The 11,743-nt window shown below is 73.2% G+C and carries 13 protein-coding genes and 5 tRNA genes; 11 read left to right on the top strand and 7 right to left on the bottom strand.

Annotated features, from left to right (window positions below; genetic code table 11):
- The first annotated feature begins 153 nt into the window (after positions 1-153).
- Both cobA and ACFVTC_RS12475 read left to right on the top strand, forming a co-directional pair.
- Entirely contained in the window at positions 154-1,410 is a 1,257-nt protein-coding gene (gene cobA, locus ACFVTC_RS12480; protein WP_390126544.1) for a uroporphyrinogen-III C-methyltransferase, read from the top strand.
- 64 nt (positions 1,411-1,474) lie between these two features.
- Positions 1,475-2,293: a TrmH family RNA methyltransferase gene (locus ACFVTC_RS12475; protein ID WP_390126543.1), complete on the top strand. Its 819-nt coding sequence runs from the start codon at positions 1,475-1,477 to the stop codon at positions 2,291-2,293.
- Between the two features lie 105 nt (positions 2,294-2,398).
- Here ACFVTC_RS12475 and ACFVTC_RS12470 read toward each other — a convergent pair whose 3' ends face one another.
- Positions 2,399-3,736: a serine/threonine-protein kinase gene (locus ACFVTC_RS12470; RefSeq protein ID WP_390126542.1), complete on the bottom strand. Its 1,338-nt coding sequence runs from the start codon at positions 3,734-3,736 to the stop codon at positions 2,399-2,401.
- A 196-nt stretch (positions 3,737-3,932) separates the two neighbouring features.
- Between ACFVTC_RS12470 and ACFVTC_RS12465 the strand changes: the two genes are divergently transcribed.
- The 4 genes from ACFVTC_RS12465 (at position 3,933) to ACFVTC_RS12450 (ending at position 6,493) form a co-directional block, all read left to right on the top strand.
- A complete protein-coding gene (locus tag ACFVTC_RS12465) occupies positions 3,933-4,166 on the top strand; it encodes a hypothetical protein (protein WP_081223398.1) in 234 nt (77 codons plus the stop codon).
- Between the two features lie 240 nt (positions 4,167-4,406).
- Positions 4,407-4,616 carry a hypothetical protein gene (locus ACFVTC_RS12460; RefSeq protein ID WP_148007775.1) on the top strand — a complete coding sequence of 70 codons (210 nt, stop codon included), beginning with the start codon at positions 4,407-4,409 and terminating at the stop codon, positions 4,614-4,616.
- 561 nt (positions 4,617-5,177) lie between these two features.
- On the top strand, positions 5,178-6,116 hold the full coding sequence (locus tag ACFVTC_RS12455; protein WP_390126541.1) for a phosphotransferase family protein: 939 nt from the start codon (positions 5,178-5,180) through the stop codon (positions 6,114-6,116).
- A 74-nt stretch (positions 6,117-6,190) separates the two neighbouring features.
- Positions 6,191-6,493: a zf-TFIIB domain-containing protein gene (locus ACFVTC_RS12450; RefSeq protein WP_390126540.1), complete on the top strand. Its 303-nt coding sequence runs from the start codon at positions 6,191-6,193 to the stop codon at positions 6,491-6,493.
- A gap of 83 nt (positions 6,494-6,576) precedes the next feature.
- Here ACFVTC_RS12450 and ACFVTC_RS12445 read toward each other — a convergent pair.
- The 5 genes from ACFVTC_RS12445 to ACFVTC_RS12425 form a co-directional block, all read right to left on the bottom strand.
- A tRNA-Val gene (locus ACFVTC_RS12445) sits at positions 6,577-6,651 on the bottom strand.
- A 39-nt stretch (positions 6,652-6,690) separates the two neighbouring features.
- A tRNA-Val gene (locus ACFVTC_RS12440) sits at positions 6,691-6,762 on the bottom strand.
- Between the two features lie 37 nt (positions 6,763-6,799).
- Positions 6,800-6,871, bottom strand: a tRNA-Val gene (locus ACFVTC_RS12435).
- Position 6,872: 1 nt separating this feature from the next.
- A tRNA-Cys gene (locus ACFVTC_RS12430) sits at positions 6,873-6,946 on the bottom strand.
- Positions 6,947-6,986: 40 nt separating this feature from the next.
- Positions 6,987-7,059: transfer RNA gene (locus ACFVTC_RS12425), tRNA-Gly, on the bottom strand.
- A gap of 156 nt (positions 7,060-7,215) precedes the next feature.
- Between ACFVTC_RS12425 and ACFVTC_RS12420 the strand changes: the two genes are divergently transcribed.
- The 3 genes from ACFVTC_RS12420 (at position 7,216) to ACFVTC_RS12410 (ending at position 10,031) form a co-directional block, all read left to right on the top strand.
- A complete protein-coding gene (locus tag ACFVTC_RS12420; RefSeq protein ID WP_390126539.1) occupies positions 7,216-8,259 on the top strand; it encodes a chorismate-binding protein in 1,044 nt (347 codons plus the stop codon).
- Positions 8,256-9,077 (top strand): aminotransferase class IV, encoded by an 822-nt coding sequence (locus ACFVTC_RS12415; protein WP_390126538.1) that lies wholly within the window; start codon positions 8,256-8,258, stop codon positions 9,075-9,077. The genes ACFVTC_RS12420 and ACFVTC_RS12415 overlap by 4 nt, the downstream gene beginning before the upstream one ends.
- 129 nt (positions 9,078-9,206) lie before the next feature.
- Complete coding sequence (locus ACFVTC_RS12410; protein WP_390126537.1) at positions 9,207-10,031, top strand: GNAT family N-acetyltransferase; 825 nt, start codon at positions 9,207-9,209, stop codon at positions 10,029-10,031.
- An 81-nt stretch (positions 10,032-10,112) separates the two neighbouring features.
- Here ACFVTC_RS12410 and ACFVTC_RS12405 read toward each other — a convergent pair whose 3' ends face one another.
- Complete coding sequence (locus ACFVTC_RS12405) at positions 10,113-10,628, bottom strand: DsbA family protein (RefSeq protein WP_390126536.1); 516 nt, start codon at positions 10,626-10,628, stop codon at positions 10,113-10,115.
- 221 nt (positions 10,629-10,849) lie between these two features.
- Between ACFVTC_RS12405 and ACFVTC_RS12400 the strand changes: the two genes are divergently transcribed.
- Positions 10,850-11,296 carry a hypothetical protein gene (locus tag ACFVTC_RS12400; protein ID WP_390126535.1) on the top strand — a complete coding sequence of 149 codons (447 nt, stop codon included), beginning with the start codon at positions 10,850-10,852 and terminating at the stop codon, positions 11,294-11,296.
- Positions 11,297-11,457: 161 nt separating this feature from the next.
- Entirely contained in the window at positions 11,458-11,610 is a 153-nt protein-coding gene (locus ACFVTC_RS12395) for a hypothetical protein (protein WP_390126534.1), read from the top strand.
- Positions 11,611-11,743 lie beyond the last annotated feature (133 nt).

The raw sequence follows: 11,743 nt of genomic DNA, 5'->3' as shown, positions 1-11,743 counted from the left end.
CGGGGCACCGCCCCGGTTTCGGGAGGAGGCGGGCCCGGGAAGGAACCCCCACCCGGCCCGTTCACCGGACCGGCGCCTAAAATCCCCACGTCAGGGCCGCTCCACAGCCGCGGCGCGCCCCACCGCACCGTCCGTCCGAGGAGCCGCACCGCCATGGCCGAACACCCCGCCTACCCCGTAGGTCTCCGTCTCACCGGCCGCCGCGTGGTCGTCCTCGGCGGCGGTCAGGTGGCCCAGCGCCGTCTCCCCGCGCTCATCGCGGCGGGCGCGGACGTGCACCTCGTGTCACCGGAAGCGACCCCCTCCGTCGAGGCGATGGCGGACGCGGGCGAGGTCACCTGGACCAGGCGTCCCTACGAGGACGGCGACCTCGCCGGTGCCTGGTACGCCCTGATCGCCATCAGTGATCCGGGGGCGAGCGCGGCGGCCTCCGCCGAGGCCGAGCGGCACCGCGTCTGGTGCGTCCGCTCCGACGACGCCGACGCGGCGACGGCCTGGACCCCGGCGACGGGGCACAGCGAGGGCGTGACGGTCGCGGTCCTCACGACGGACGCGCGGGGCCGCGACCCCCGGCACACGGCGGCGATCCGTGACGCGGTGGTCGAGGGACTCCGCGACGGGACCCTGGTGGCGCCGCACCACCGCACCCGTGCCCCCGGTGTCGCACTGGTCGGCGGCGGCCCCGGTGACCCGGACCTGATCACGGTCCGCGGCCGCCGTCTGCTCGCCGAGGCCGACGTGGTCATCGCCGACCGTCTCGGCCCGCGCGACCTGCTGGCCGAACTCCCGCCGCACGTCGAGGTCATCGACGCGGCGAAGATCCCGTACGGCCGGTACATGGCCCAGGAAGCGATCAACAACGCGCTGATCGAGCACGCGCAACAGGGCAAGTCCGTCGTCCGTCTCAAGGGCGGCGACCCCTTCGTCTTCGGCCGTGGCATGGAGGAGGCCCAGGCGCTCGCGGCGGCGGGCATCGCCTGCACCGTGGTCCCCGGCATCTCCAGCTCGATCTCGGTGCCAGGTGCGGCCGGTATCCCGGTCACCCACCGGGGTGTCGCGCACGAGTTCACCGTGGTGAGCGGTCATGTCGCCCCCGACGACGAACGCTCCCTCGTCGACTGGCCGGCCCTCGCCGCCCTGCGCGGCACACTCGTCGTCCTCATGGGCGTCGACAAGATCGGCCGGATCGCCGAGACCCTGATGGCCCACGGCAAGCCGGCCGACACCCCCGTCGCCCTGGTCCAGGAGGGCACGACCGCCGCGCAGCGCCGGGTCGACGCGACCCTGGCGACGGTCGCCGAGACCGTCGTCGCGCAGGACGTGAAGCCGCCCGCGGTGATCGTCGTCGGCGACGTCGTGAACGTGGGCCCCGGACAACCGGTACGGCCGGCTCCGGACGTATCCGAGTAACCCGGGGTAACCCGACCCCTTCCCAGCCGTTGGCACCGCACTCAGGACAAGGCAGTATCACCCTGTGGCCGATCTCATCACCGTCGAGAACCCCGACGACCCGCGTCTGCGCGACTACACGGGCCTGACCGACGTGGAACTGCGCCGAAAGCGCGAACCCGCCGAGGGTCTGTTCATCGCCGAGGGCGAGAAGGTCATCAGACGGGCCAAGGACGCCGGATACGAGATGCGTTCCATGCTCCTGTCCGCCAAGTGGGTCGACGTCATGCGCGATGTCATCGACGAACTGCCCGCACCGGTCTACGCGGTCAGCCCGGAGCTCGCCGAGCAGGTCACCGGCTACCACGTGCACCGCGGCGCGCTCGCCTCCATGCAGCGCAAACCGTTGCCGACGGCGGACGAACTCCTGGGCTCCGCCCGCCGGGTGGTCGTCATGGAGGCGGTCAACGACCACACCAACATCGGCGCGATCTTCCGTTCCGCCGCCGCCCTCGGCATGGACGCGGTCCTCCTGTCCCCGGACTGCGCCGACCCGCTCTACCGCCGCTCCGTGAAGGTCTCCATGGGCGCGGTCTTCTCCGTCCCCTACGCGCGTCTCGACAGCTGGCCCAGGGGCCTGGAGTCGGTCCGCGGGGCGGGCTTCACTCTGCTCGCCCTCACCCCGGACGAGAAGGCGCGTTCCCTCGACGAGGCGGCCCCGCACCGGATGGAACGGGTCGCGCTGATGCTCGGCGCGGAGGGCGACGGCCTGTCCACGAAGGCCCTGATGGCGGCGGACGAATGGGTCCGCATCCCGATGGCGCGCGGTGTCGACTCCCTCAACGTGGGTGCGGCGGCCGCGGTCGCGTTCTACGCGGTGGCGACGGGTCGCCCCGGCGTCTGACCGGCCGTTGTCCGGTCGCGGGGAGCGTGGACTGTTCCGGTCCCCGTCCCGGACGGGCGGACGTCGCCCGGACTCCCGGATCTCAGCGCGGGCACGCGCTTCGGGCTAACCGGCCGTCCCGCTGAAGCCCCCGTACCGCGCGCCCCCGGTGTCCCCGGTGGGCGCGGGCCAGGACGACGGCAGTCCCTGCCGGAGGACGTGTACGACCTGGCGCCCGTCCCCGTCGTCGAGCCCCCGCGCCGGACCCTGGCAGCCCTGCGCCACCGCGATGCCCAGGGCGACGAGCAGCGTCACCACGACGAACACGAACAGGCGCTGCCGCAGCAGCCGCGGGTTGGCGGGCCGGCGCCCGGTCCCGGTGGTCCGCGGCCCCGGCCGGCCGGTCCCGCTGCGGGGCGCGGGCCGGCTGCCGGACCGGCCGGTGTTCCGGGAGGGCGTGGGGCGCGAACCCGACGGCGCGGGCCGGGAGCCGCCGCCGTTCGTCCCGCCGGAGCGCGGCGGGGGAGTGCCTTGCGGGCGGCGCTGGGTGGGCTGCTCGGCGTACTGCTCGGCGAGGCGCCCCGTGGGCCGGTCGGGGTCGTTGCGCTGCGCGGGCGGCCGGGCGTCCGTCATGCCCTGTGCCTCGCGAGCCGCGATCTCCTTGAGCCGCAGGGACAGTTGGAGCGTGCTGGGGCGCTCCTCGGGGTCCTTGGCGAGACAGGCCCGGACGAGCGGGGCCAGTGCGTCGGGCACGCCGTGCAGCTGCGGTTCCTCGTGCACCACTCGGTAGAGCATCACCTCGGAACTGCCGTGTCCGAAGGGCGAGTCGGAGGTCGCCGCGTACGCCAGGGTGGCGCCCAGCGCGAAGACGTCCGTGGCCGGGGTGACGGCGGCGCCGCGCACCTGCTCGGGCGCCAGGAAGCCGGGCGAGCCGACGGCGGTCCCGACATGGGTGAGGGTGGAGGCCCCCGTCGCCCAGGCGATACCGAAGTCGATGATCCGCGGCCCCTTCGGGGACAGCAGGATGTTGGACGGCTTCAGGTCGCGGTGCACGACCCCCGCCTCGTGCACCGCCACGAGTCCCTCGGAGAGCGCGGCGCCCACGGCGGCCACGTCGGCGGCCGCCATCGGGCCCTCCTCGGCGACCTTGTCGTGCAGCGAGGGCCCCGGCACGTACTGCGTGGCGAACCAGGGCCGCTCCGCGTCGAGATCGGCGGCGACGAGCCGGGCCGTGCAGCCGCCCCTGATCCGCCGGGCCGCCGAGACCTCGCGCGCGAACCGTGACCGGAACTCCTGATCCTCCGCCAGATCCGGCCGGATCACCTTGAGCGCGACCCGCTGCCCACGGCGGTCGGAGCCCAGGTAGACCACGCCCATCCCACCCGCGCCGAGCCGTCTGTGAAGCCTGAACGAGCCGACGACACGCGGGTCCTCGCGCCTCAGGCGCATCATCGCCATGTCCATCCCCGCTGCCCGGTCCGTTTGACGAGCCACAGCTTACGTTTCCGCGGCCGGGAGCGCGCAGAGGCCGCGCCCTCACGGTCCGATCGATTGTCAGTGCCGGGTGGGAAACTTGAGAGGTGGTCAGGGAAGGCGCGAACAGCGCGGCCTTGGGCCGGCTGTGATCCCAACCATCCGTCGCAGAAGGGGGATTGAGCCCGTGAAAGGTGATCGCGTGGAGATAGTCGTGGACGCCGGGGACACGACGCGCACGTACGAGGTGGTGGCCAGCAGGGCGGGCCGCAGGGTGGAGACAGCGGTACGCCGAGGTGTCGTGGAAGTGAGCGAAGTCACCCGAAGCGGATCAGTCGTGCGCACCGCGCGCTTCATGGCGACGCGGGTGCTGGCGCTGGTCGAGCAGCCGGTGCCCAGGGAGGACAGCTCGGAACAGTAGGGGCACACCGCCCGCCCCCTCCGGGAAGACCCTGAGACCTAGGTCCCCGTCTCCACCCAGGGGAGTACACCGCAGGTCATCGCTCATCCTCCGGGAGGCCCGGCAATCGGTACGAGGGCATGACGACCCGGGGTCGCCGCGCCCATAGATTTGAGGTCAAGCGGCGGGTGCAGCACTCGTCCCCCGAGGTCAGACACCCGCCGCTGCCAACCACACAGATGCTCGGTCAGGAGAGGGACCATGGCCCACACGGCACCGCGGACGGCGATCCGCACGCAGGGACGCAGGGCATACAGCGCCGCGTTCCGCCCGCGTCGTCAGGGTCAGCGCCACCCCTTGGTGGCGACAGCGATGGTCCTTCCTCTGGCGGCCCTGCTCGTGGTCGTCTTCGGCGGCTGGGAGTCAGTGGTCACACAAGCGTCGTCCGTGGGCGTGATGCTGGGGCGCTGAGCGGCGCCTCAGGCCCGGATGAGCGGTCCGGGCGGGGACATCCGGCCATGAAACCCCGTGGGGACGGGGGTGCGGCGGACGGCAAAAAGATGCCCGCGCAGCTGGGGAGCTGCGCGGGCATTGTTTTTGGCCCGACGGATCCGGTTCTCCGGTGGTCCGGTGGGTCTGCCCATTTTGCGGTGGCCCGGTGAGGCCGGCGGGTCCTCGGGCCGACGGTGAGCCCGCGGGCCGGGATTCCTGTGGTCCGGTGTTCCATCAACCCGAACGCGTGCCGCCGCCGTCCCGCGGTCTGCTGCCCGGCCGTCCGCCGTCCCGCGGTCTGCTGCCCGGCCGTCCGCCGTCCCGCGGTCTGCTGCCCGGCCGTCCGCCGTCCCGCGGTCCGCCGCCCAGCCGTCCGCCGCCCTGTCGTCCGCCGCCGCGGCGGCCGGGGGAGGGGGAGCGCGCGACAGCGGGCGCCGGGGACGGCCGAGCAAGGGACCGGGGGCCCGGGGGACGCGGGATTCCTCGCGGCGCGCCCCGCTGCGTACGCTCGCCCGGTAACGAACGCACCCAGGGGGAACCGTGACCGCAGATGTGCTGCCCGCCCTGACCGCCGGGGCGCGGAGCGCGGCCCACCCCACGGCCGGCGCCTGCGCGCACCGGGACAGTGTCCTCGCCGACCAGCCCGACGGCACCGTCGTGCGCCACGGCGACACCGTGGCCAAGGCCCACGCGGCCGGCACGGACGCGGCCGGCCTCTCCCGCCGCCTCGCGGTCGCCTCGCACCCCGCCCTGGACGGCATCCTCCTCACCCCGCTCCGTCCGGAGCCCGCCGACCTCCACGGGCGGCAGGTCACCTTCTGGCCGTACGGCACTCCTGTCGACCCCGAGGTCCCCGAGGCGGCCCCCTGGGAGGCGGCCGCGATCCTGCTCGCCCGTCTCCACCGCACCCCCGCCCCGGCCGGCCTGCCGCCCATGCGGGGCCCCGTCAAGGCGGCTCGGGCGATCGAGCGGCTGCGGTCGGCGGGTCCGCACCCGGCCACCGCTCCGGTCCTGCGCGCCTGGGCGGGCCTCCCGCCCTGGGCCCGAGCCGAGGCGGTCATGCCCGGCCCGGCCGCGCTGTGCCACGGAGACCTGCACCTCGGCCAGCTCGTCCGCCACCCCGCATCCGCCGGCCGCTGGCTCCTCATCGACGTGGACGACCTCGGTGCGGGCGTCCCGGCCTGGGACCTGGCCCGGCCCGCCGCCTGGTACGCCTGCGGCCTTCTCCCGCCCGACGACTGGAACCGCTTCCTGACCGCCTACCGGGGCGCGGCGGGCCCGGCGGTCCCCGCCGACGGCGATCCGTGGCCCGCCCTGGACGTGCCGGCCCGCGCCCTCACGGTGCAGGCCGCGGCCCTGGCGATCGCCAAGTCAGTCGCGGCGGACCGCCCGTTGGACGAGGTGCAGCAGGCGGTGATCGACGCGTGCGCCCGAATGGGAGCCGTCCCGCCGCAGTTGGGACCAGGTCCGACGACGTAGGGTGCAACCGATCGAAGCCGGGCAGTGTCTGTCCTGGCGGAAGCAGTACCGACCGGCGAGGAGTTGAGCCGAGCATGCAGTGTCCGAAGTGCCATGCGCCGATGCACACGTACAACCGCAACGGTGTCCAGATCGAGCAGTGCAGCGGCTGCCGCGGGATCTTTCTCGACTACGGCGAGCTCGAGGCGCTGACCCGCGTGGAGTCGCAGTGGTCGCAGCCCGCGCCGCCCCCGGCCGCCCCGCAGGCGTACCCGTCCGCTCCCGCGCCCGCCTGGGGTGCCCCGCACGGCGGTGGCCACGGTGGCGGTCACTACGGCGGCGGCCACGGCGGCCACCACCGTCACAAGAGCTTCGGGCACATGCTCTTCTCGTCGTGACCGTGCCGGCCGGGGTGTCCCCGGCCGGGCGTGGCGCACACGACGAAGCCCCCGACCGTACGAGACGGCCGGGGGCTTCTTGCTGGTGCGCGATACTGGGATTGAACCAGTGACCTCTTCCGTGTCAGGGAAGCGCTCTCCCGCTGAGCTAATCGCGCGGGACGGACCTCAAGGTACAGGATCCGCAGCGTACTGCGTGCGCGATACTGGGATTGAACCAGTGACCTCTTCCGTGTCAGGGAAGCGCTCTCCCGCTGAGCTAATCGCGCGGGTTCGGATCTCGCACACCAGTGCGGGGCGATCCAGTGGACGATACTGGGATTGAACCAGTGACCTCTTCCGTGTCAGGGAAGCGCTCTCCCGCTGAGCTAATCGTCCTTGGAGGTGGAGACGGGATTTGAACCCGTGTAGACGGCTTTGCAGGCCGTTGCCTCGCCTCTCGGCCACTCCACCAGGAGCGCGGGGGTTCGGGTGGATCCCCCACTGTCCTGCGAGCGGACGACCAGGTTCGAACTGGCGACCTCAACCTTGGCAAGGTTGCGCTCTACCAACTGAGCTACGTCCGCTTGTCGTTTCCGGTCGGCTTGCGCGTCCCGGCGACGTGTTGAACTCTAGCGGATTCCCCGGCCAGTACAAAAACGCGTTTGCGCAGCGTGCTGCGGTCTGTCCGCCCGAGGACACGGTCAGGGCACCCGCAGGTCACCCGGCCTAGACTCGACCGCGTGCTCGACCTCCCTCCTCTCGCCCGCTTCGGTGACCTCGTCGCGACCGGTCTCCTCGATGTCACCGGCGACCCCACGGCCCTGGACTCCACCGGCTTCTGGGCCGTCTCGGCCGACTTCGAGGGGCGTCTGGTGTGCGCCCGTTTCGCCGAGGTGCGGCGCGAGCCGGTGCCCGCCCCCGTGCCCGGCCGGTGGCGCGGTCCGGCCGCCGGTGACTGGACGTCGTCCCTCGACCGCGCGGCGTACACGCGGGGTGTCGGCCGCATCCGCGACCACATAGCCGCCGGCGAGGTCTACCAGACCAACCTCTGCCGCGTCCTGTCCGCGCCGCTCGCCCCCGACGCCGACCTGGACGCGCTGACCGCCCTGCTGGCCCGCGGCAACCCCGCCCCGTACGCCGGAACCGTCCGGCTCCCCCGACAGGGCGTCGAGATCGCCACCGCCTCGCCCGAGCTCTTCCTGCGCCGCACCGGCCGCACGGTCGAGTCCGGCCCCATCAAGGGCACCGGACGCACCGAGGCCGACCTGCTGGAGAAGGACCACGCCGAGAACGTGATGATCGTCGACCTGGTCCGCAACGACCTCGGCCGGGTCTGTGCCACCGGCAGCGTGACCGTGCCCGACCTGTGCGCCGTCGAGAAGCATCCCGGGCTCGTCCACCTCGTCTCCACCGTCCGCGGCGAGCTGCGCGAGGACGCCGGCTGGCCCGAGCTGCTCGCCGCCGCCTTCCCGCCCGGCTCGGTCACCGGCGCCCCCAAGGCCAGTGCGCTGCACATCATCGACGCGCTGGAGACCGCCCCACGCGGCCCCTACTGCGGGGGTATCGGCTGGGTCGACGCGGACCGCGGCACCGCGGAACTCGCCGTCGGCATCCGCACCTTCTGGGCCGACCGGGAGGAGGGCGTCCTGCGGTTCGGCACCGGGGCGGGCATCACCTGGGGCTCCGACCCCGAGGGCGAATGGCGCGAGACCGAACTGAAGGCGGCCCGACTGCTCGCTGTAGCGTCGGGAGCCTTCGAGGTGAGTGAAGGGATCCTGACGTGAAGATCTGGCTCGACGGCGGGCTGCAGGACAGCGAGTCCGCCCGTGTCTCCGTCTTCGATCACGGACTGACCGTGGGCGACGGCATCTTCGAGACCGTGAAGGCGGTGGAAGGGCGGCCGTTCGCGCTGACCCGGCACCTCGACCGACTGGCCCGCTCCGCGCACGGCCTCGGGCTGCCCGACCCCGATCGCGACGAGGTGCGCCGCGCCTGCGCGGCCGTCCTGGACGCCAACCCGATGCCGCTCGGCCGCCTGCGCATCACGTACACCGGCGGCCACGGCCCGCTCGGCTCGGACCGGGGAGACCGGGGTCCGACCCTGGTCGTCGCCCTGGGCGAGTCCGCGCGGCGCCCCGACTCCACCGCCGTGATCACCGTGCCGTGGACCCGCAACGAACGCGGCGCCCTCACCGGCCTCAAGACCACCTCGTACGCCGAGAACGTGGTCGCGCTGGCCCGGGCGCGCGAACAGGGCGCGTCCGAGGCGCTGTTCGCCAACACGGTCGGGCAGCTGTGCGAGGGCACGGGGTCGAACGTCTTCGTCGTGCTCGACGGCGAGATCCACACCCCGCCGGTGGCCTCCGGCTGCCTCGCCGGCATCACCCGCGCGCTCGCCGCCGAGTGGACCGGCGCCAAGGAGTCCGACCTGCCGCTGGACGTCCTGGAGCGCGCCGACGAGATCTTCCTCACCTCCACCCTGCGGGACGTGCAGGCGGTGCACCGGGTCGACGGACGTGAACTCCCGGGCGCGCCGGGACCGGTGACGGCCAAGGCGATGCGGATCTTCGACGAGCGGGCCGGACACGACCTCGATCCGTAGGACGGCCCGCCCCGACCACGCGTGCCACGGCCCGGAGCCCCGGGCCCGGTCCGCCGTCGGCGGTGAACGGTCCGCCAGCGGCCTTAAATCGGGATGACGAGGGACCGCGAGACGGGTAGAACACCCCTGATGACCACCACTCTGCGGCCGACCGAGCCGCTTCAGCACGGAGCCGGCGGGGCGCTGTCCCGCCGCTACCAGGTGTGCGTGAACAGCCGCCCCGTGGGCGGCCTCCGTCTCTCCACCCATCCCGAGTACGGGCCCACCGTGGGCGTGATCGGGGAGCTGGGCATCGACGAGCCGGACCGCGGACGGGGCCGGGGCACGGTGGCCGCGCTCGCGGCCGAGGAGGTGGCGCGCGGCTGGGGCTGCCGACGCGTGGAGACCTCGGTGCCCGGGGACGCGGAGGCCGCGCTCCGGCTCGCCACGACGCTCGGATACGTCCTCACCAACCGCAACATGACGAAGCGCCTGGCCGGGCCGCCGCCCGGACTGCCCGCCGGGAGCGTCGCGCGCCCCATGACCGAGGCCGAGTACGTTCCCTGGCTGGCGGCCGAGCGCGACGCCTTCGCCGGCACCCTGATCGCGCGGGGAGTGCCGGAGGCGGAGGCGTACAGCAAGACCGACCAGGGGCACGCCAGGTTCCTGCCGGACGGCCTGGCCAGCGAGAACACGCTGATCAGCGTCCTGGAGCAGGAGGGAACCCCGGTCGGCACCCTGTGGGTGGCGTTGTGGCCCGACAGGGCCTACGTGCTCGACGTCGAGGCCGATCCCGCGCACCGGGGCCGCGGTCACGGGCGCTCCCTGATGCTGCTCGCCGAGGCCCAGGCGGTGTCCGGCGGGCGGGACCGCATCGGCCTCAACGTGTTCGCGGGCAACACCCCGGCCGAGAAGCTCTACGAGGCGCTCGGCTACACGACGAGCTCCTACCACCTCTACAAGAACCTGCTCTGAGATCGGGAACCCGCTCGGCGGGCGAGAACCTGCTCTGAGATCGGGAACCTGCTCGGCGGGTGAGAACCCGCTCCGCGGGCGCTACTCGTTCTCGGTCAGCAGCCGGTCGGCGATCTCCTCGACGCGTTCGCGCAGGCCCTCCCGGCTCTTGCCGCCGTCGAGCCGTTCGCCGCCGATGACGTACGTCGGGGTGCCGGTCACCCCGATGGCCTTGCCCTCGGCCTGGTCGGCGTCGACGATCAGGATGTGCCGCCCGTCGATCAGCGCGGTGTCGAACTCCTCGGCGTCCAGGCCGAGTTCACGGGCGACCTCGATCAGGAAGGGCTCGCCCTCGCGGTCCAGTTCCTCGACACGCCCGAGCACGGCCTCGACGTACTCCCAGGACCGGCCCTGCTCCGCGGCCTCCTCGGCGGCCTGCGCTGCGGCGAAGGCGTGCCGGTGCTTCTCCAGCGGGAAGTGCCGCAGCCGCAGTTCCAGCCGGTCGCCGTAGCGAGCGCGCAGCGCGCGCAGGTCGTCGAGGGCGTCGAGGCAGTCGGGGCACTGGAGTTCGCACCAGACGTCCAGGACGGCGGTGGTGGGCGTGGAGGAGTCGTTCATGCCCCCAGTCTCGCAGTCCCGGGTCCGCCGGCCCACAGGGGACCGAGAGGGCGCGGACCGGTGACCTGCGGGCCGGTGACCCGCGGACCGGGACCTGGGGAGGACCCTGACCCGGAGATGTCCCTGAGGTGTGCCCGGAGCATGGCATATCGGGCGCGGCGCGGTGCAGGATGGAAGGGACGAACCGCCCCGCCCCGTCGAGCCCTGCCCTGGAGGACCGGATGATTGCCGAGACCGTCTGTTCCGCCGTCTCCGCCGCCGGCCTGGGCATCGCGGCGGTCACGGCCTACCGCAAGCGTTTCCTCGCCGCCGCGCGCGTCGCCGCCTACGCGCTGGTGCCGGTCGGACTGGTGATGACCGGGGTCGTCGGCTGGCTGGCCGACACCGCGTTCAGCCCGACCGCGTGGGCGGGTTTCGCCGTGCTCGCCGCGGCCTGGCTGCTGTTCATGACGGTGCGGGCCGTGGAGCGTCGCGGCGGCGGAACGCGCAAGGAACGCAAAGCGGCCGCGCGGGCCGCCCGGCGTGAGGCGGTGGCCCCCACCGCCTCGGCGCCCTCGCTGAGTCAGGGCCCCCGCCCGGCCGCGCGCCCCGCGACGGCCCCCCGGGCCTCCGGCGCGGGGGACGACTTCAGCGACATCGAGGCCATCCTGAAGAAGCACGGCATATGACGCTCCGCGCGGTCTGAAGCGACACGGCGGATCATGCGGGTCGCGGAAACGATCACGTTCGTTCCTGCTCATCGCGGATATTGAGGATATTGGCGAACTCGCTGTCATCCCGGGCGTGTTGATCGCGCGGCGGGTGGTGGCTGCGTCATCATCGCCGCGAGATGCTGGACACACAACAGAGCGACCCCGTCGCACCGCCCGAGGAGCGGCGAGGCTGTCTCTTCGCACTTTCCCAGCCACCGCTGATGATCTTCCTGGCGGTGATCGGCTGTCTCCTGCTCATGGCTTCGCTGCACGACCTGCTGCTGCTCTGAGCCGTACACGGAGCCCCTGGCGTCACCCGCCGAGGGCTCCGTAGCCCGCCGCCGTCCAGTCCGTCGCGCGTCGGTCCATCACAGGCCGTCCGTCGCACGGCGGTCCGCCACAGGCTGGTCCTGGTCCGTCGCA

This window comes from Streptomyces sp. NPDC057950 (genome assembly GCF_042887295.1).
Lineage (GTDB): Bacteria > Actinomycetota > Actinomycetes > Streptomycetales > Streptomycetaceae > Streptomyces > Streptomyces kaempferi.
Note: the sequence above shows the minus strand (reverse complement) of the source record. Positions and strands in the feature narration are given on the sequence as shown.